Source organism: Burkholderia sp. KL41, assembly GCF_057005415.2.
Window position 1 is genome coordinate 162,734 of the sequence record NZ_CM174446.1, and the last position, 18,907, is coordinate 181,640.

At 69.3% G+C, this 18,907-nt stretch carries 16 protein-coding genes; 11 read left to right on the forward strand and 5 right to left on the reverse strand.

Annotation, left to right across the window (positions count from 1 at the left end):
• The first annotated feature begins 105 nt into the window (after positions 1-105).
• From PQB87_RS00705 to PQB87_RS00720, 4 genes are all read left to right on the forward strand, one after another.
• A complete protein-coding gene (locus PQB87_RS00705) occupies positions 106-774 on the forward strand; it encodes a TetR/AcrR family transcriptional regulator (RefSeq protein WP_222154649.1) in 669 nt (222 codons plus the stop codon).
• Between the two features lie 210 nt (positions 775-984).
• The gene (locus PQB87_RS00710; protein WP_027788697.1) at positions 985-2,139 is read left to right on the forward strand and encodes a pyridoxal phosphate-dependent aminotransferase; all 1,155 of its coding nucleotides are present in this window, start codon (positions 985-987) and stop codon (positions 2,137-2,139) included.
• A 72-nt stretch (positions 2,140-2,211) separates the two neighbouring features.
• Positions 2,212-3,000, forward strand: a complete 789-nt coding sequence (locus tag PQB87_RS00715) for an ABC transporter substrate-binding protein (protein WP_048026164.1) — start codon at positions 2,212-2,214, stop codon at positions 2,998-3,000.
• Positions 3,001-3,015: 15 nt separating this feature from the next.
• A complete protein-coding gene (locus PQB87_RS00720; RefSeq protein ID WP_489242451.1) occupies positions 3,016-4,446 on the forward strand; it encodes an FAD-binding oxidoreductase in 1,431 nt (476 codons plus the stop codon).
• Positions 4,447-4,491: 45 nt separating this feature from the next.
• Here PQB87_RS00720 and PQB87_RS00725 read toward each other — a convergent pair whose 3' ends face one another.
• Both PQB87_RS00725 and cadR read right to left on the reverse strand, forming a co-directional pair.
• On the reverse strand, positions 4,492-5,064 hold the full coding sequence (locus tag PQB87_RS00725) for a PadR family transcriptional regulator (protein ID WP_060062282.1): 573 nt from the start codon (positions 5,062-5,064) through the stop codon (positions 4,492-4,494).
• A gap of 68 nt (positions 5,065-5,132) precedes the next feature.
• Positions 5,133-5,564: a Cd(II)/Pb(II)-responsive transcriptional regulator gene (cadR, locus tag PQB87_RS00730; RefSeq protein WP_014895515.1), complete on the reverse strand. Its 432-nt coding sequence runs from the start codon at positions 5,562-5,564 to the stop codon at positions 5,133-5,135.
• Between the two features lie 91 nt (positions 5,565-5,655).
• Here cadR and PQB87_RS00735 point away from each other — a divergent pair, with 91 nt between their 5' ends.
• Together PQB87_RS00735 and PQB87_RS00740 are read left to right on the forward strand one after the other, a co-directional pair.
• Positions 5,656-8,298, forward strand: coding sequence for a heavy metal translocating P-type ATPase (locus tag PQB87_RS00735; protein ID WP_489242452.1), 2,643 nt, complete (start codon positions 5,656-5,658; stop codon positions 8,296-8,298).
• A gap of 10 nt (positions 8,299-8,308) precedes the next feature.
• On the forward strand, positions 8,309-8,665 hold the full coding sequence (locus tag PQB87_RS00740; protein WP_489242453.1) for a zinc ribbon domain-containing protein: 357 nt from the start codon (positions 8,309-8,311) through the stop codon (positions 8,663-8,665).
• Positions 8,666-8,824: 159 nt separating this feature from the next.
• Here the strand turns inward: PQB87_RS00740 and PQB87_RS00745 are convergent, their stop codons facing one another.
• A complete protein-coding gene (locus tag PQB87_RS00745; RefSeq protein WP_059490293.1) occupies positions 8,825-9,703 on the reverse strand; it encodes an AraC family transcriptional regulator in 879 nt (292 codons plus the stop codon).
• Between the two features lie 278 nt (positions 9,704-9,981).
• Between PQB87_RS00745 and PQB87_RS00750 the strand changes: the two genes are divergently transcribed.
• The 4 genes from PQB87_RS00750 (at position 9,982) to eutC (ending at position 15,389) form a co-directional block, all read left to right on the forward strand.
• Positions 9,982-11,445, forward strand: coding sequence for a mechanosensitive ion channel (locus PQB87_RS00750; RefSeq protein ID WP_174415857.1), 1,464 nt, complete (start codon positions 9,982-9,984; stop codon positions 11,443-11,445).
• A 247-nt stretch (positions 11,446-11,692) separates the two neighbouring features.
• Positions 11,693-13,105, forward strand: coding sequence for an ethanolamine permease (eat, locus tag PQB87_RS00755; protein WP_111941759.1), 1,413 nt, complete (start codon positions 11,693-11,695; stop codon positions 13,103-13,105).
• Between the two features lie 95 nt (positions 13,106-13,200).
• Positions 13,201-14,598 (forward strand): ethanolamine ammonia-lyase subunit EutB, encoded by a 1,398-nt coding sequence (locus tag PQB87_RS00760; protein WP_489242454.1) that lies wholly within the window; start codon positions 13,201-13,203, stop codon positions 14,596-14,598.
• Positions 14,595-15,389: an ethanolamine ammonia-lyase subunit EutC gene (eutC, locus tag PQB87_RS00765; protein WP_021164100.1), complete on the forward strand. Its 795-nt coding sequence runs from the start codon at positions 14,595-14,597 to the stop codon at positions 15,387-15,389. The genes PQB87_RS00760 and eutC overlap by 4 nt, the downstream gene beginning before the upstream one ends.
• 98 nt (positions 15,390-15,487) lie before the next feature.
• Here eutC and PQB87_RS00770 read toward each other — a convergent pair whose 3' ends face one another.
• Complete coding sequence (locus PQB87_RS00770; protein WP_489242455.1) at positions 15,488-16,372, reverse strand: LysR family transcriptional regulator; 885 nt, start codon at positions 16,370-16,372, stop codon at positions 15,488-15,490.
• A gap of 155 nt (positions 16,373-16,527) precedes the next feature.
• On the opposite strand from PQB87_RS00770, the gene PQB87_RS00775 reads away from it, so the two are divergent.
• Positions 16,528-18,141: an MFS transporter gene (locus PQB87_RS00775; RefSeq protein ID WP_489242456.1), complete on the forward strand. Its 1,614-nt coding sequence runs from the start codon at positions 16,528-16,530 to the stop codon at positions 18,139-18,141.
• A 108-nt stretch (positions 18,142-18,249) separates the two neighbouring features.
• Here PQB87_RS00775 and PQB87_RS00780 read toward each other — a convergent pair whose 3' ends face one another.
• Positions 18,250-18,798: a pyridoxamine 5'-phosphate oxidase family protein gene (locus PQB87_RS00780; RefSeq protein WP_489242457.1), complete on the reverse strand. Its 549-nt coding sequence runs from the start codon at positions 18,796-18,798 to the stop codon at positions 18,250-18,252.
• Positions 18,799-18,907 lie beyond the last annotated feature (109 nt).

The following is an 18,907-nucleotide window of genomic DNA, read 5'->3' on the forward strand; positions in this document are numbered from 1 at the left end:
CTCATGCTTCGCGGGCGGCCGGCGTCATGCCGCACGGATGACGCTTCGGCGCCGGTTCCGGCCCCCGGTAAAACGCATGCCCTGCTGATTTCCAGAGTAGCAAATATGCCGCCGCGACATGTTCAGGTTCCGGCGCCGCCCGGCCAGCCGGCGGCGCAACCCGCGCCCGCGTTGCGCCGCCGGCCGCGTCAGTCGCGCGCGCAGGCGAGTTCCGACGCGCTGCAGCAGGCGTTCGTTCAGCTTTTGCTCGAACGCGGCTACGCGAAAGCGACGATCCGCGAGATCGCGGCCGTCGCGGGCGTCAGCATCGGCACCTTCTACGAGTATTTCGGCGACAAGCAGAGCCTCGCGGCGCTCTGCATCCATCGGCACGTGCTGGCGCTGGCCGACCGGCTGCGCGACGCGGTGGCGCGGCTGCGCGGCGCGCCGCGGGCCGAACTCGCCGCCGCGCTGGTCGACCTGCAGGTCGACGCGATCGGCGCCGACGCGGCGCTGTGGGGCGCGCTCTTCGCGCTGGAGCGGCAGGTGTCGCCGCTCGCCGCCTACCGCCGGCATTACGACGCGTACGTCGCGCTGTGGCGCGACGCGCTCGCGCACGCGGCCGATCCGCCGCCGGCCGCGCGGCTCGACGGGATCGCGCGGATGGCGCACACGCTCTGCTACGGCGGGCTCTCGCAGGCGCTGCTGACGCTCGGGCCCGCGTTCGACCTCGCCGCGCTGCGCGATGAACTGCGGGCCGTGCTGCTCGCCTATCTGGCGGCGGCCGGCCGGTAGCATCCCTTTAGGGAAATGCCTGATTCGCATGTCGGCCGGGCAGGCGAGCCTTGCCGCCGTGTGCTTCTCTCCATGGGCCATGAGAAAAATACATGGCCGCCATGACGAACTTTCGTTTGTCCACCGATATTGGCTCGGGCTAAATCATGCGGCAGATGCAGGCCGCGCGCGTCGCGCGGGGCCGCCCGAAGGACATCAGAAGGAGGAGTCATGCGAAGTGCCACCGCGCCCCGTTCGAAACTGCCCGACGTCGGGACGACGATCTTCACGGTGATCGGCCAGCTGGCCGCCCGGCACGATGCGCTGAACCTGTCGCAGGGAGCGCCGAATTTCGCGCCCGATCCGGCGCTCGTCGAAGGCGTCGCGCGCGCGATGCGCGACGGGCACAACCAGTACGCACCGATGGCCGGCGTGATGGCGCTGCGCGAGCGGCTCGCGGAAAAGACGGAGGCGCTGTACGGCGCGCGCTACGACCCGGCCACCGAGATCACGGTGATCGCGAGCGCGAGCGAGGGGCTGTACGCGGCGATCAGCGCGCTCGTGCACCCGGGCGACGAGGTGATCTACTTCGAGCCGTCGTTCGACAGCTATGCGCCGATCGTGCGGCTGCAGGGCGCGACGCCCGTCGCGATCAAGCTGTCGCCGGAGCATTTCCGCGTGAACTGGGATGAAGTGGCGGCCGCGATCACGCCGCGCACGCGGATGATCATCGTCAACACGCCGCACAACCCGACCGCGACCGTGTTCTCGGCCGACGATCTCGAGCGGCTCGCGCAGCTCACGCGCGACACGGGCATCGTCGTGCTGTCCGACGAAGTCTACGAGCACGTCGTGTTCGACGGCGCGCAGCACCAGAGCGTCGCGCGCCACCGCGAGCTGGCCGAGCGCAGCGTGATCGTGTCGTCGTTCGGCAAGTCGTTCCACGTGACCGGCTGGCGGGTCGGCCATTGCCTCGCGCCGGCCGAACTGATGGACGAGATCCGCAAGGTGCACCAGTTCATGGTGTTCTCGGCCGATACGCCGATGCAGATCGCGTTCGCGGAGATCCTCGCGCGGCCGGACAGTTATCTCGGCCTGTCGGCGTTCTACGAGGCCAAGCGCGACCTGCTCGCGCGCGAGCTGGCCGATTCGCGTTTCGAGTTGCTGCCGAGCGAGGGCTCGTTCTTCATGCTCGCGCGTTTCCGGCACTTCTCGGACGAAAGCGACAGCGATTTCGTGCTGCGCCTGATCCGCGACGCGCGCGTCGCGACGATTCCGCTGTCGGCGTTCTACACCGACGGCACCGACGCCGGCGTGATCCGGCTCAGCTTTTCGAAGGACGACGCGACGCTGGTCGAAGGCGCGCGGCGGCTGCGTTCGCTGTAACCCCCCGTACGGCATCCGGCCACGGGCATCCGGCGACGGGTACGTCGCATCGACCAGACACAGGAGATCACGATGAAGCACACGGCCACCCTGAAACTCGCGTTCGCACTCGCGTGCGCCATCGGTTCCGGCGCGGCGCTCGCCGATGCGCAGACGCTGCGCTTCGGCCTCGAGGCGCAATACCCGCCGTTCGAATCGAAAGCGCCGAACGGCGACCTGCAGGGCTTCGACATCGACGTCGGCAACGCCGTCTGCCAGACGGCGAAGCTGTCGTGCAAATGGGTCGAGACGTCGTTCGACGGCCTGATTCCCGCGCTGAAGGGCCGCAAGTTCGACGCGATCAACTCGGCGATGAATGCGACCGAGCAGCGGCGCCAGGCGATCGACTTCACGACGATCATCTATCGCGTGCCGACCCAGCTGATCGCGCGCACCGGCAGCGGCCTGCTGCCGACGCCGGAATCGCTGAAGGGCAAGCGGGTCGGCGTGCTGCAGGCGTCGATCCAGGAAACCTTCGCGAAGGCGCACTGGGAGCCGGCCGGCGTCGCGGTCGTCGCGTACCAGGACCAGAACCAGGCGTATGCGGATCTGGTCGCGGGCCGTCTCGACGCGACGCTCGTGCTCGCACCGTCCGGCCAGCGCGGCTTCCTGTCGCGTCCGGACGGCAACGGTTTTTCGTTCGTCGGCCAGCCCGTGCACGACGACCGGATTCTCGGCAGCGGCATCGCATTCGGGCTGCGCAAGGGCGACAGCGCGCTGAAGGCGAAACTCGATGCGGCGATCGACAAGCTGAAGGCGGACGGCACGGTGAAGTCGCTCGGTCTGAAGTATTTCGGCGATATCGACATTTCGGCGAAGTAAGCGGGGCAGCGCGCGATGCAGAACCGGAACACGACCGCCGCGGGCGGCGAACCGGCGGGCACGCCGCTGTCGGGCGACGCGCTCGAAGCCGTGCTCGTCGCCGAACTGGGCGATGCGCTCGTCACGCGCGCGGCCGACATCGATCCGCGTTATTTCACCGCCTACAACGAGCCGGCCGGCGCGCGGCCGCGCGCGCTGGTGCGTCCGCGCAGTGTCGACGACGTGTCGCGCACGCTCGCGCTGTGCGCGCGGCTCGGCCAGACGGTCGTGCCGCAGGGGGGCCTGACGGGGCTCGCGCGCGGCGCGGTCGCGCTCGGCGGCGAGGTCGTGCTGTCGATGGAACGCTTCGCGGGTGTCGAGGCGCTCGACGCGGCGGCCGGCACGATGACCGTGCGCGCCGGGACGCCGCTGCAGACGGTGCAGGAAGCCGCGGAAGCGGCGGGTTTCACGTTCGGTGTCGATCTCGGCGCACGCGGCTCGTGCCAGATCGGCGGGATGCTCGCGACCAACGCGGGCGGCACGCGCGCGATCCGCTACGGGATGATGCGCGAGCAGGTGCTCGGGCTCGAGGCCGTGCTCGCGGACGGCACGGTCGTGTCGTCGATGAACCGGATGCTGAAGAACAACGCGGGTTACGACCTGAAGCAGCTGTTCATCGGCAGCGAGGGGACGCTCGGCGTCGTCACGCGTGCCGTGCTGCGGCTGCATCCGTTGCTCGCCGCGCCGGCCACGGCGCTCTGCCGAGTGCGCGACTACGGCGCGGTCATCGCGCTGTGGAATCGCGTGCGCACGCTGCCGGAGGTCGTCAGTTTCGAGGCGATGTGGCCGGCGTTCTACGACTACGTTGCGCGCCACACGCCGGGCGTCTCGGCGCCGTTTGTCGGCGACGACGGCTTCGCGGTGCTGATCGAATGCGCGACGAGCGCACCGGGCGGCGATGCGCACCAAGCGCTGGAAACCGGCCTCGCGGCGGGAATCGAGGCCGGGCTCGTGGAGGATGCGGTGCTCGCGACGTCGGAGCGGCAGGCGCGGGACTTGTGGACGCTGCGCGAAGGCCTCGCGATCGACGCGCTGCCGCATCTGGTCAACTTCGACGTGAGTTTGCCGACCGGCGAGCTCGGCGTGTTCGCCGAACGCTGCGAAGCGGCGCTGCGCATGCAATGGCCGGATGCCGTGTGCCTGTTCTTCGGGCACGTCGGCGACGGCAACGTGCATATCGGCGTGTCGCTGGCCGGGATGAGCGATGCGGACGCCGATGCGCTCGATCACTGCGTGTACGCGGTGGTGCGGGACATGGGCGGCTCGGTGTCGGCCGAGCACGGCATCGGCGTGCTCAAGCGGCCTTATCTCGCGCACACGCGCAGCGACGCGGAAATCGGGCTGATGCGACGCCTGAAGGCCGCGCTCGATCCGGGCGGCATCCTGAATCCCGGCAAGGTGCTTTGACGGCGGCGTTGCCTGCCGCAGCCGGGCGCCCGCCTGCGTGATTCGTCAGCCGTCCACCCAGCGCAGCGCGCCGATCTTCAGGTGTTCGACGACGCTGCGCGCCCATCCGAGCTCGGCATTGAGCAGCACGAGCGCATGTTCGTTCTGCAGCAGGAACAGGCGCGGCACCTGGTCGGCCTGCGCGGCGTTGCGCAGCGATTCGAGGCGCTCGCGCTCGGCGTCGAGCCGGGCGATCCGAAGCTCGAGCTGGTGGCGGGCATCTTCGGCGTCGAGCAGCGGCAGGAATGCGAGGCCGGCGCCGAACGCCGGGAATTCGCGCGCGGGCTCCGCGAGCAGCGCATGCAGCCATGCCTGCCCGGCCGTGTGCCCGGCCTCGGTCAGCGCATACAGCGTGCGCTCGGGAAACGCGCCATCGCGCTCGGTGTCGTGAACGGCGATCAGCCCGTCGCGCAGCAGCCGGTCGATCGTCTGGTAGAGGCTCGTGCGCTGCCGGACGTTGACGACTTCGTCGTACCCGCGGGCCTTCAGTTGCTGCAGCATCCCGTACGGATGCATCGGCGTTTCGGTGAGCGTCGCGAGGACGGCCAGCGCGAGCGGGGACGGGCGACTAGCGGACATGAATAGTTATCGCATATCTAGTAAGAATATAACTATTCTCGACGAAACTATCATATTTCACAAGGGTTTCAGCCGAGGTGCGAGCGTTTCGCGGCCGGTGCGACGGTTTCCATCGTCGCGAGACCGTGCACGATGCCGCAATCCTCGACCGAATGCTCGCCGACGCATTGCCGGCGCAATTCGGTGAGCTGGTCGCGCAGATGCGTGAGTTCCGCGAGGCGCGCATCGACGTGGCCGATGTGTTCGTCGAGCAGCGCATTGATCGAATCGCAGGGATCGGCCGGCGTGTCGGTGAGCTGCAGCAGCGCGCGGATTTCGTCGTGGGCCATGTCGAGTGCGCGGCAGTTGCGGATGAAGCGCAGCCGTTCGACATGCACGTCGGTGTAGTTGCGGTAGTTCGAGTCGGTGCGCTCCGCATCCGGCATCAGCCCCTCTTTCTCGTAGAAACGGATCGTCTCGGGTGTGCAGCGGGCCGCCTTGGCCAGTTCGCCGATCTTCATGTCTTTCTCCCGTGCAAGGGTTGACCTTGTAGTGGCTTCAGGGTGTTAACTCTACTCCGTCAAGCCATTGAAAGCCATTGAGGAGGTTGTCATGACCGATGCCCAGCGTACCCACGACCCACGACACCGTCATGCCGGCGGCGCCGATGCGTGCTGCGCCGATTCGCGCGACACGCAGTCGGCGACCGTTGCCGACGCGGTGCCGGCGGCCGGCGAGCGCGCGCACGGCCACGACCATGATCACGGCGACCACGGCGACCACGGCGACCACGGCGACGCACATCGGCACGGCGCGGCGTGCACGCACGACCATTCGGGTCATGGCCACGATCATGCTGAAGGCAACGGCCACGTACACGGCGACGCGTGCTCTCACGACCACGGCAAGCACGACCATGCCGGTCACGACCACGACCACGACCACGACCACGACCACGACCACGACCACGACCACGACCACGACCACGACCACGACCACGACCACGACCACGACCACGACCACGACCACGACCACGACCACGCGGCCGGCGACTGCTGCGCGCCTGCCGCGCTGACGCTCGCGCCGCTGCCGGTCGCGCAGGCGACCGCGTCGGGCCACGTGCGCTCCGCGTTCCGGATCATGCAGATGGACTGCCCGACCGAGGAAACGCTGATCCGCAAGAAGCTCGGCGGGATGAGCGAAGTGTCGGCGCTCGAATTCAACCTGATGCAGCGGATGCTGACCGTCGAACACGTGCCGGGCGCCCAGCCGGCGATCGAAGGCGCGATCCGCACGCTCGGGATGACGCCCGAGGCCGCGGCGGCCGGCGCGCCGGCGTCGCGCGTCGTCGACGCACCCGCGAAGCCGTGGTGGCCGCTGGCGCTGGCCGGCGTCGCCGCGATCGCATCCGAGGGCGCGACGTGGGCCGGGCTGCCGGTGTGGCTCGCGGCGGCGCTCGCGCTCGCCGCGGTACTCGCGTGCGGGCTCACCACGTACAAGAAGGGCTGGATCGCGATCCGCAACGGCAACCTGAACATCAACGCGCTGATGAGCATCGCGGTGACGGGGGCGATGGCGATCGGCCAGTGGCCCGAAGCCGCGATGGTGATGGTGCTGTTCACGATTGCCGAGCTGATCGAGGCGAAGTCGCTCGACCGCGCGCGCAATGCGATCCAGGGCCTGATGCAGCTCGCGCCGGACACCGCGACCGTGCAGGACGCCGACGGCTCGTGGCGCACGATCGAGGCCGCGCAGGTGGCGCTCGGCGCGGTCGTGCGCGTGAAGCCGGGCGAGCGGATCGGGCTGGACGGCGAGGTCGTCGCCGGCCGCTCGACGGTGAACCAGGCGCCGATCACCGGCGAGAGCCTGCCCGTCGAAAAGGCGACCGGCGACGCCGTGTACGCGGGCACGATCAACGAATCGGGTTCGTTCGAATACCGCGTGACGGCGGTGGCGGCCAACTCGACGCTCGCGCGGATCATCCACGCGGTCGAGGAAGCGCAGGGCGCGAAGGCGCCGACGCAGCGCTTCGTCGACCAGTTCGCGCGTGTCTACACGCCGATCGTGTTCGCGGTCGCGTTGCTGGTGGCGGTGGTGCCGCCGCTCGTCATGGGCGGTGCGTGGCACGACTGGATCTATCGTGCGCTGGTGCTGCTCGTGATCGCGTGCCCGTGCGCGCTGGTGATCTCGACGCCGGTGACGATCGTGTCGGGGCTCGCGGCCGCGGCGCGACGCGGGATTCTCGTGAAGGGCGGCGTCTATCTGGAAGAAGGGCGCAAGCTCGCCTGGCTCGCGCTCGACAAGACCGGCACGATCACGCACGGCAAGCCGGTGCAGACCGACTTCGACCTGCATGCGACCGATGCCGATGCGGTGCGGGTGCGGCACCTCGGTGCGAGCCTCGCGGCGCGCTCCGATCACCCGGTGTCGCAGGCGATCGCCGCCGCGGCCCGTGACGCCGGCACGACGGCCTTCGCCGATGTGCAGGACTTCGAAGCGATCGTCGGGCGCGGGGTGCGCGGCACGATCGACGGCACGCGCTACTGGCTCGGCAACCACCGGCTCGTCGAGGAGCTCGAACGCTGCTCGACGGCGCTCGAAGCGAAGCTCGATGCGCTCGAGCGGCAGGGCAAGAGCGTCGTGGTGCTGGTCGACGAAGCGCGTGTGCTCGGCATCTTCGCGGTGGCCGACACGATCAAGGACACGAGCCGTGAAGCGATCGCCGATCTGCACGCGCTCGGCATCCGCACCGCGATGCTGACGGGCGACAACCCGCATACCGCGCGGGCGATCGCAAAGCAGGCCGGCATCGACGACGCGCGCGGCAACCAGTTGCCGGAAGACAAGCTCGCGGCGGTCGAGGAGCTGTCGGCAGGCAGCGCGGGCGCGGTCGGGATGGTCGGCGACGGGATCAACGACGCACCGGCGCTCGCACGTGCCGACATCGGCTTCGCGATGGGGGCGATGGGCACCGACACGGCGATCGAGACCGCCGACGTCGCGCTGATGGACGACGACCTGCGCAAGATTCCCGCGTTCGTGCGGTTGTCGCGCGCGACGCATCGCGTCCTGGTGCAGAACATCGGCTTCGCGCTCGGCGTGAAGGTCGTGTTCCTCGGCCTCACGGTCGCGGGGCTCGGCACGATGTGGATGGCGGTCTTTGCCGACGCGGGCGCCAGCCTGATCGTCGTGGCCAACGGCTTGCGGCTGCTGTCGTCCTCCGGGGCGTTCGGCGGCGCGCAGGCCAAGCGTTGAGGAGCGGGCGATGAGCTTTCTGAGGCGAATCCTGGGCGGCCACGGCAATGGCGGCCACGGCGGCGGAGGCGGGCATCACGGCGGGCAGCGCCGGGACGCATACGGCGGCCACGATGCGCGCGGCCGCGATCGCCACGGCTGGGGCTGGCAGGCGCCGGCCGACACCAGTGGCGGGCGAGGTGGCCACGGCGGCAACGTGCCGCTGAGCCAGCTCGCGTGCGCCGGCTGCGGCGCGCTCAATGGGGCCGATGCGCGCTTCTGCGCGCAGTGCGGCGCGGCGCAACGCGGCAAGGCCTGCAGCCGCTGCCATGCGGCGCTGGCGGCCGACGCGCGGTTCTGTCCCGGCTGCGGGACGCAGGCGGCTTGAAGAGGTCCGCGCGCTCGTGCCGGCTGCGCAAAAGCACCGGCCGGCGCGCTTCGTTCGACGGCCGGCGCACCAGCCTGCCCGATATCGTCCCGGGCCAGCTCGCGCCGGCAATATCGTCGCGGTCCGTCCAGATACACGGCTCCACGACGTACCTTTTGCTCAGCGCAGCGGCAGATGAATTTCGGTACGCAGGTCGGCCGGCGCCGCATCCATCGGCGTGTTGAGGTACAGCTCGAACGGCGGCGCGTCGGCGGCTTCGCGGCCCGAATGACGCAGCCAGTCGCCGTAGAGCCACTGGTAGGCCGTCTTCAGGTCCGCGTACGGCCCCGTGTGCAGCAGCACCGCGTATTCGCCGCCCGCGACCGTCGCGCGTTCGACCGGCGGCACGGGCTCGACGTCCGGCGCGCCGTCGGCCGGCATGAAACACGCCTTCGCGCGCAGTTGCGCTTCGGGCGTCGTGTCCGGATCGTCGTAGAAAATGCCGATCATCTTCGCGCCCGGGCCGATCAGCCCGTGCTGCCCGACCCAGGCGCCGATCCGCCCGAACGCGTCGCCGACCTTCATGTACGCGCCCGTGTGCGCCACCGCGTAGCCACGCAGTTCCGGCAGCCGCCGGATTTCGACTTCATGCTTGAACATGTCTTCCTCTCCTCTCTGTAGTGGATAGATGGGCCGGTGGCTGCCCGTGCGCCGGTGCTGCGCGGGCGGCACACCGTATGCGTCGCGAAACGCCCGCGCGAACGCGTGCGTCGAACCGTAGCCCGCGCGCCGCGCGATCTCGTCGATCGGACGCGCCGTGCACACGAGATCCTCGGATGCGCGCACGATCCGCATCCGCCGCACCGTCAGCACGATCGATTCGCCGTACAGCGCGCGATAGACGCGCTGCCAGTGATACGGCGACAGGCACGCGACTTCGGCGAGCCGGTTCAGGTCGAGCGGGCCGTCGAGGTGCGCGCGGATGTATTCGTGGACGCGCGCCACGCTTGCCGCGTAGCGGGCCCAGGCAGGCTGGTCGGGTTTCGTTTCGACGGTCATCGGCGTATCCGGGCAGGAACCGACGCCACGGTAGCACGGTGCGAATTGATAAATCTTGCGGAAATACGCAGGCGCGCCGACCCGTCAGGCCCTTTTTCATTTTGACGAAATGGGGTCTTGCCCCTCTGCGATCTATGACTAAAGTTAAAGACGGTGAAATCGGGTGATCGCGTCATTTTTCTCGGGTAAGTTGCTCCGTCGGGGCAGCACGCTTTTCGAAGTACGCAGGTAGTTCGTCGATGTCCAATCGCAACACCACGTTTTCGGGAGAAGAAGAAATGGATGCTTCCAGCTTCATCACGTCGCTGCAGACCACGCTAGGGGGGTATCTGCCAAAGATTGCCGGCGCGATCGGCATCCTGGTGATCGGCTGGCTGATCGCCGTCGTGGTGCGGGCCGGCGCGATGCGTCTGCTCGGCGCGCTGAAGGTCGATCAGCGGATCAACGAAAGCACCGGCCAGGGCGCATGCGTCGAGCGCATCATCGCCGGCGGCCTGTTCTGGCTCGTGCTGCTGGTCACCGCGGTGGGCATCTTCAACGTGCTCAACCTGTATGCGGTCTCCAACCCGTTCTCGCTGCTCGTCACCCACATCGTCAACTACCTGCCGAACCTGATCGGCGGCGCGGCGCTGACGCTGATCGCGTGGCTCATCGCGTCGTTGCTGCGCAGCCTCGCGAACCGCGCGCTGAAGGCGAGCAAGATCGACGACAAATTGTCCGAAGGCGCCGGCTTGCAGCCGATGAGCGGTTATCTCGGCGACGTGCTGTTCTGGCTCGTGATCCTGATGTTCCTGCCGGCGATCCTCGCGTCGTTCGCGTTGTCGGGGCTGCTGACGCCCGTGCAGGGGATGGTCGACAAGCTGCTCGCGATCGTGCCGAACCTGTTCGCGGCCGCGGTGATCGGCATCGTCGGCTGGATCGTCGCGCGCGTGCTGCGCGGCCTCGTGACGAACCTGCTCGTCGCCGCCGGCGCCGACCGCCTCACGCAGCGTCTCGACAGCCCGACGCCCGTGCGCGTGTCGAGCCTGATCGGCACGGTCGTCTACGTGTTCGTGTTCGTGCCGACGCTGATCTCCGCGCTCGACGCGCTGAAGATCGACGCGATCTCGGTGCCGGCCACCAACATGCTGAACCAGTTCCTCGGCGCGGTGCCGGACATCGTCGCGGCGATCGTGATCGTGCTGGTGACGTTCTACTTCGCGCGCTTCGTCGCGTCGCTCGCGCAGAAGCTGCTGGAAGCCGCGGGCGCCGACGGGCTCCCGGCCGTGCTCGGCGTCGAGCGCGTGTTCTCGGGGATGCTGCAGCCGTCGGTGCTGGTGGCGCGGCTGATCGTGTTCTTCGCAATGCTGTTCGCGTCGGTCGAAGCGGCGAACCGGCTCGGCTTCTCGCAGGTGCGCGACGTCGTCACGCTGTTCATCGAATTCGGCGGCCACGTGCTGATGGGCGGCGTGATCCTCGTGATCGGCGTGTGGCTCGCGGGCCTCGCGCGCCGCGTGATCGAGCAGGCCGACCGCGAGCACAGCGTGCTGTTCGCGCGCATCGCGCAATTCGCGATCCTCGGCCTCGTGTTCGCGATGGGGCTGCGCGCGATGGGCATCGCGAACGAGATCGTGCAGCTCGCGTTCGGCCTCGTGCTCGGTGCGATCGCGGTGGCGGTGGCGCTGTCGTTCGGCCTCGGCGGCCGCGAAGCGGCCGGCAAGCTGCTCGACCGCTGGTTCAACCAGCGCGGCGGCGGGCAATAAGTCTTTCGCGTCGATCGTCCGTCCGGCCGCTGCGTGCGGCCGGCGGCGGCGGTCGCAGCGGGGCGGGCCCGGCATCGGTGCCTTTCGCGCAGCGGGAGGCCACACAAGCCCGGAACAGGCGTTTCCGTCAGCGAAATGTCAGCCGCGATCTTTGCCGAATTTCGATAACACGTCGTTTAATGACTCTCTAGCATCGATTCTCAGTCGCGCAGGCCGCCAGGCCCGGCGCATTTGAGGAGAGAGTCCGATGAAAGCAGAGTCGAATGGCCGGCCCGCCGCCGGCGCCAAGTCGTCCGGCCAGCCCGCGCTGCAGCAGACGCTCGGGACCTGGCAACTGTGGGGCATCGCGGTCGGCCTCGTGATCTCCGGCGAATACTTCGGCTGGAGTTACGGCTGGGCGAGCGCCGGCACGCTGGGTTTCGTCGTCACCGCGCTGTTCGTCGCGGCGATGTACACGACCTTCATTTTCAGTTTCACCGAGCTGACGACGTCGATCCCGCACGCGGGCGGCCCGTTCGCGTATGCGCGCCGCGCGTTCGGCCCGACCGGCGGTTATCTCGCCGGCGCGGCGACGCTCGTCGAATTCGTGTTCGCGCCGCCCGCGATCGCGCTCGCGATCGGTGCGTACCTGCACGTGCAGTTTCCGGGCCTCGAGCCCAAGCATGCGGCGATGGGCGCGTATCTCGTGTTCATGGCGCTGAACATCGTCGGCGTGCAGATCGCGGCGACCTTCGAGCTCGTCGTCACGCTGCTCGCGATCTTCGAGCTGCTGGTGTTCATGGGCGTCGTGTCGCCGGGCTTCGCGTGGAGCAACTTCATGAAGGGCGGCTGGTCGGGCGCCGATCATTTCAGCATGGGCGCGTTCCACGGGATGTTCGCGGCGATCCCGTTCGCGATCTGGTTCTTCCTTGCGATCGAAGGCGTCGCGATGGCCGCCGAAGAGGCGAAGAACCCGAAGCGCTCGATCCCGATCGCGTACGTGGCCGGGATCCTGACCCTCGTGGCACTCGCGATCGGCGTGATGGTGTTCGCCGGCGGCGCGGGCGACTGGACCAAGCTCGCGAACATCAACGACCCGCTGCCGCAGGCGATGAAGTACATCGTCGGCGCGAACAGCGGCTGGATGCACATGCTCGTGTGGCTCGGGCTGTTCGGCCTCGTCGCGTCGTTCCACGGGATCATCCTCGGTTATTCGCGCCAGATCTTCGCGCTGGCCCGCGAAGGCTACCTGCCGGAGTGGCTCGGCAAGGTGCATCCGCGCTTCAAGACCCCGCACCGTGCGATTCTCGCGGGCGGCGTGGTCGGCATCGCGGCGATCTACAGCGACGAGCTGATCCAGTTCGGCGGGCAGACGCTGACCGCGAATATCGTGACGATGTCGGTATTCGGCGCGATCGTGATGTATATCGTGAGCATGGCGTCGCTGTTCAAGCTGCGCCGCACGCAGCCGAACATGGCGCGGCCGTTCCGCGCGCCGCTGTACCCGATCTTCCCGGCCTTCGCGATCCTGGCGGCGCTCGTCTGCCTCGGTACGATGGTGTATTTCAACGGGCTGGTCGCGCTGGTGTTCGTCGGCTTCCTCGCGGTCGGCTACGCGTACTTCCTCGCGACGCGTTCGCAGCGGGCGAGCGCGCCGGGCGACGCGCTGCTGGAGGAGTGAGCAGGTGAAGGTGAACGGCCGTTCCTGACGGCATCCGGCGCGCCCCGTCGAACGGGCGCGCCGTCGGCTTTTGGCAAGGCAAGGAGACTCGCACGATGTCCTATACGGAGACGATCGGCCCGCGCACGTACCGTTTCGCGGACCTGAAGACACTGCTCGCGAAGGCGAGCCCGCTGCGTTCCGGCGACCAGCTCGCCGGTGTCGCGGCGGCGAGCGAGGAGGAGCGCGTGGCCGCGAAGATCGCGCTCGCGGGCGTGCCGCTGAAGGCGTTCCTGAACGAGGCAGTGATCCCGTATGAAGACGACGAGGTCACGCGCCTCATCGTCGACGATCACGACGCGCTCGCGTTCGCGGAAATCTCGCACCTCACCGTCGGCGACTTCCGCAACTGGCTGCTGTCGCCCGCCGCCGACGGCGCCGCGCTCGAACGGATCGCGCCGGGCCTCACGCCCGAGATGGTCGCCGCCGTGTCGAAGCTGATGCGCAACCAGGACCTGATCGCGGCGGCGAGAAAGCGCCGCGTCGTCACGCGCTTTCGCAACACGGTCGGGCTGCCGGGCCGGATGTCGGTGCGGCTGCAGCCGAACCACCCCACCGACGACGTGAAGGGGATCGCCGCGTCGATGCTCGACGGGCTGATGTACGGCTGCGGCGACGCGATGATCGGCATCAACCCGGCCACCGACAGCCTCGCGGCGATCGTGAAGCTGCTCGCGATGATCGACGGGTTCCGCGAACGCTACGGCGTGCCGACGCAGTCGTGCGTGCTCACGCACGTGACCAACACGATCGCGGCGGTCGAGAAGGGGGCGCCGGTCGATCTGGTGTTCCAGTCGATCGCGGGCACCGAGAAGGCGAACGCGAGCTTCGGCATCTCGCTCGCGCTGCTCGGCGAGGCGCGCGAGGCCGCGCTGTCGCTCAAGCGCGGCACCGTCGGCAACAATCTGATGTACTTCGAGACGGGCCAGGGCAGCGCGTTGTCGGCGAACGCGCATTTCGGCGTCGACCAGCAGACCTGCGAAGTGCGCGCGTATGCGGTGGCGCGCAAGTTCGAGCCGTTCCTCGTGAACACGGTGGTCGGCTTCATCGGGCCCGAATACCTGTACGACGGCAAGCAGATCATCCGCGCGGGGCTCGAGGATCACTTCTGCGGGAAGCTGCTCGGCGTGCCGATGGGCTGCGACATCTGCTACACGAACCACGCGGAAGCCGACCAGGACGACATGGACACGCTGCTGACGCTGCTGGGCGCGGCCGGCATCAACTTCATCATGGGGATTCCGGGCGCGGACGACGTGATGCTGAACTACCAGAGCACGTCGTTCCACGACCAGCTCTACGTGCGCGAGGTGCTCGGCCTGCGCCGCGCGCCGGAATTCGAGGAGTGGCTGGAGACGATGGAGATCGCCGACGCGCACGGTGCATTGCGCGCCGCGAGCGCACGCGTGCCGCTGCTCGCGGGCGCGAACGACTGGATGGGGATTTCGGCATGAGCGACGCCGTCGAAAAGAATCCGTGGGGCCAACTGAAGTCGTTCACGAACGCGCGGATCGCGCTCGGCCGCGCGGGCAACAGCCTGCCGACCGCGCCGCTGCTGGCCTTCAACCTGTCGCACGCGCAGGCGCGCGACGCGGTGCACCAGCCGCTCGACTCGGACGCGCTGCGGCGCGAGATCGAGGCGGCCGGCCTGCTGCCGACGCTCGGCGTGCAGAGCGCCGCGCCGGACCGCGACCACTATCTGCGCCGGCCCGATCTCGGCCGCAAGCTGTCAGACGACAGCCGGGGGCTGCTCGCCGGTTACGGCGCGGCGCTCGACGACGCGCCCGATGTCGTGTTCGTGGTCGGCGACGGGCTCTCGGCGTTCGCGGCCGCGAAGCAGGCGCTGCCGCTGCTGCAGGCCGTGCGGCCGCGCCTCGACGCGGACGGCTGGCGGATCGGCCCGGTGGTGGTCGCGACGCAGGCGCGCGTCGCCCTCGGCGATGAGATCGGCGAGCTGCTGCGCGCGAAGGTCGTGGCGATGCTGATCGGCGAACGGCCGGGGCTCAGCTCGCCGGACAGCCTCGGCGTGTACCTGACGTGGGCGCCGAAGGTCGGCTGCCACGACGCGCTGCGCAACTGCATCTCGAACGTGCGGCCCGAAGGGCTGCCGTACGCGGCGGCCGCGCACAAGCTGCATTACCTGATGACGCATGCGCGCAGGCTCCAGCTGACGGGCGTCGGGCTGAAGGACGACAGCGATGCGCTGTTGCCGCAGGCGGAAGCGGAGCGGATCGGGGCGGACTGAAAACGGTCGCACGCGGGCCGCTCCCGCATCGCGGTGTGCGTGCCGTTCGAGCGGCATGAGCGGCAAGAGGGGCGGCTGTCGAGGCGCCCGCTACCCGGCTACCTGAACAGCCGCTCGCACAGAAAATCGACGAACACGCGCAGCTTCGGCGACAACTGCCGGCTCGACGGCCACACGATCGAGAACTGCCCCGGCGCGATCCGGTAGTCGTCGAGCACGGTGACGAGCGCGCCGTGTTCGAGCGCGTCGCGCGCGAGGAAGTCGGGCATGTAGCCGATGCCGAGCCCCGCGAGCACGGTGCCGCGCAGGGCTTCCATGTTGTTGCAGGTCAGCGCGGTGCGCAGCTTAGGCGGCGTGCCGTCGGCGGCCGCGAGCGCCCAGTCCTGCAGCTTGCCGCTGGTCGGGAAGCAGTAGCGCACGCATTCGTGCGCTTCGAGATCGCGCGGCGTGCGCGGCGTGCCGGCCCGCGCGAGATACGCGGGCGTCGCGCACAGCACGAACGCAAACGGGCCGAGCCGCCGTGACATCAGGCTCGAATCGGACAGCGGGCCGCTGCGGATCGCCACGTCGAAGCCGCCTTCGACGACATCCACCATCCGGTCGTTGAAATCGAGATCGAGCTCGACGTCCGGGTAGCGCTGCCGGAACTCGGGCAGCACCGGCAGCAGGAACCGGTAGCCGATCACCGGCAGGCTCACGCGCAGCCTGCCGCGCGGGCGCTGCGCCGACGCCGTCACGGTCGCTTCCGCGTCGCGGAAATCCTCGAGGATCCGCTGGCAACGTTCGTAGAAGTGCCGCCCCTCTTCGGTGAGGGTGACGCGGCGGGTCGTGCGGTTGAACAGGCGCACGCCCAGCGACTGTTCGAGTTTCGCGATCGTCTTGCCGACCGCCGACGCCGAGATGCCGAGCGCGCGGCCGGCCGCGACGAAGCTCAGCGCTTCGGCGGTGCGGACGAACGCGACGATGCCGGACAGGTTTTCCATCGAATCGAAGCGCGCACGACGACGCGCGCTGTGAAGTGAATTGCGGAATTCTAGTCCGGTATATGCGGAACTTCGCGTGGTTTTTCTTCGATTGAATCGGATTTATCGTCTGTCGCTCTGACGGCGCATCCGCGCCGGCCCTTTGAGGAGCGATGATGGATCAGCCTTTTTCAGCCGCATCGACGCAGTCGGCACGCCGGCGCGCGTGGGTGCTGGCCGCCGTCTGCATGGCCGCCGTCGCGCTGCCGTTGTCGTTTTCGGGCGGCGCGGTCGCGACGCCCGCGATCGGCCGCGACCTGCACGGCGGCACGGTCGCGATGAACTGGATCACCAACGCGTTCATGCTCGCGTTCGGCAGCTGCCTGATGGCGGCGGGCGCGCTGGCCGACCAGTTCGGTCGCAAGCGCGTGTTCGCGATCGGCGTCGGCGGCTTCACGCTGATGTCGGTCTCGCTCGAGTTCGCGCCGTCGATGCTCGCGGTCGACCTGCTGCGCGCCGCGCAGGGGCTCGCGGCGGCCGCGGCGCTCGCGGGCGGCACGGCCGCGCTCGCGCAGGAGTTCGACGGCGCGGCGCGCACGCGCGCATTCAGCCTGCTCGGCACGACCTTCGGCATCGGGCTCGCGTTCGGGCCCGTGCTGGCCGGCGCGCTGATCGGGCACGGCGGCTGGCGCACGATCTTCGTGACGAGCGCGGTGGCCGGCGGGCTGTCGCTCGGCTTCGGGCTGCCGCGCATGCACGAGTCGCGCGACCCGCACGCGACGGGGCTCGACTGGCCCGGCACGGCCGCGTTCACTACCGCGCTGACGCTGTTCACGTTCGGCGTGATCGAGGCCCCCGCACGCGGATGGTCGAACGCGCTCGTGATCGCGCTGCTGGCCGGCGCGGCGCTCGGCGCCTGCGCGTTCGTCGCGATCGAGACGCGGGTCGCGCGGCCGATGCTCGACCTGTCGCTGTTCCGGATCGCGCGCTTCGTCGGCGTGCAGGTGCTGCCGGTGTCGACCTGCTGCTGCTACATCGTGCTGCTCGTCGTGCTGCCGCTGCGCTTCATCGGCATCGACAGCTTCAGCGAGATCGACGCCGGCTGGCTGATGCTCGCGATTTCCGCGCCGATGCTGGTCGTGCCGCTGGTCGCGGCGACGCTCACGCGCTGGCTGACGGCCGGCGTGATCTCGGGGCTCGGGCTGCTGATCGCGGCGGCCGGGCTCGTGTGGCTGGACGTCGCGCTGCGCGGCGGCGCGGGGCCGGCGGCGATCGCGCCGATGCTCGCGATCGGCGTCGGGGCCGGCATGCCGTGGGGGCTGATGGACGGGCTGTCGGTGAGCGTCGTGCCGAAGGAGCGCGCGGGGATGGCGACGGGCATCTTCAGCACGACGCGCGTGGCCGGCGAAGGGATCGCGCTCGCGATCGTCGGTGCGGTACTGGCCGCACTCGCGCAGACGGGGCTGCGACAGGCGGCGGGCGCCGCCGGCACGCCCGAGGCAACGCTGCGTGCGGCCGCGCGGCTCGCGACCGGCGATCTCGCGGGCGCGGCGGCTGCATTGCCGGGTGTCGGCCATGCGGCGCTGCTCGCGAGTTACGCGCATGCATTCGACCGGTTGCTGATCGGGCTGGCGGTCGTCACCGTGCTGTGTGCGGTGGTGGTGTTCGTGTTTCTCGGCGGGCGGCGGGTGGCTGCCGAAGCGGGCGACGGCACCGACGCGCACGCCCATGCCGACGTGCCGGTGCGCAGCCGGATCGATGCGGCCTGCACGGAAACGCACGGGCGTTGAGCGGCGTATCGCCATGCACGGGCGTTTCGGCCACGGCAGCCGGAGCGCCGCGTCGTTTCATCGTCGTTTGCATCGCAAGTCGACGATTCGTTCAGCGCATCGCGTGAATCACGCCAGCACCAGCGGCGGCAGCGCCGCATCCGCGCGCGCCTGCGTCCGTTCCACGTCAACCACCACATAGCGCCGCGCGTCCGGCCACAGGTGAGCGCGGCCTGGCGCATCCTCGTCGATCGTCGCGCGGCCCTGCACGAGCCAGGTCGTCTGGCGCACGAAATCGACGAACAGCAGCGCGACGGCCGGATTCACGAGCAGGTTGCCGATCGTGTTGAACAGGTTGTTGCCCGCGAAGTCGGGCAGCACGAGCGTGCGGCGATCGGGGATGTCGACGAGCGGCTCGAACGAGCCGTCGGCGCGCGGCTGGCGGCCGCGGTACGAGCAGTCGCTGTTGCCGCCTTCGTCGGCGGTCGCGACGATCAGGAACGCCTGCTCGCGGATGAACGCGATGGCGTCGTCGGTCAGGGGGCCGCGGTCGTTCATGGTGTCGGTCGGCGCACTCGCCGTTGCGTGGGAACGCACGATGCGCACGCAAGCGACATGCCACGCGTCGCGGCCGGCGTCCGCCTGCGGGCGTGCCCGCGCACTGTGGAAATTTCGCACACCGGCCCGGCTGCTGCGCAATCGCGCTGTTCAGAATGGGTACACCCGCCGTGCTGCGTGGGTGAACAGGGCACGGTGCGCACGCGGGCCGGCCGTGGTCGCCGTGCTT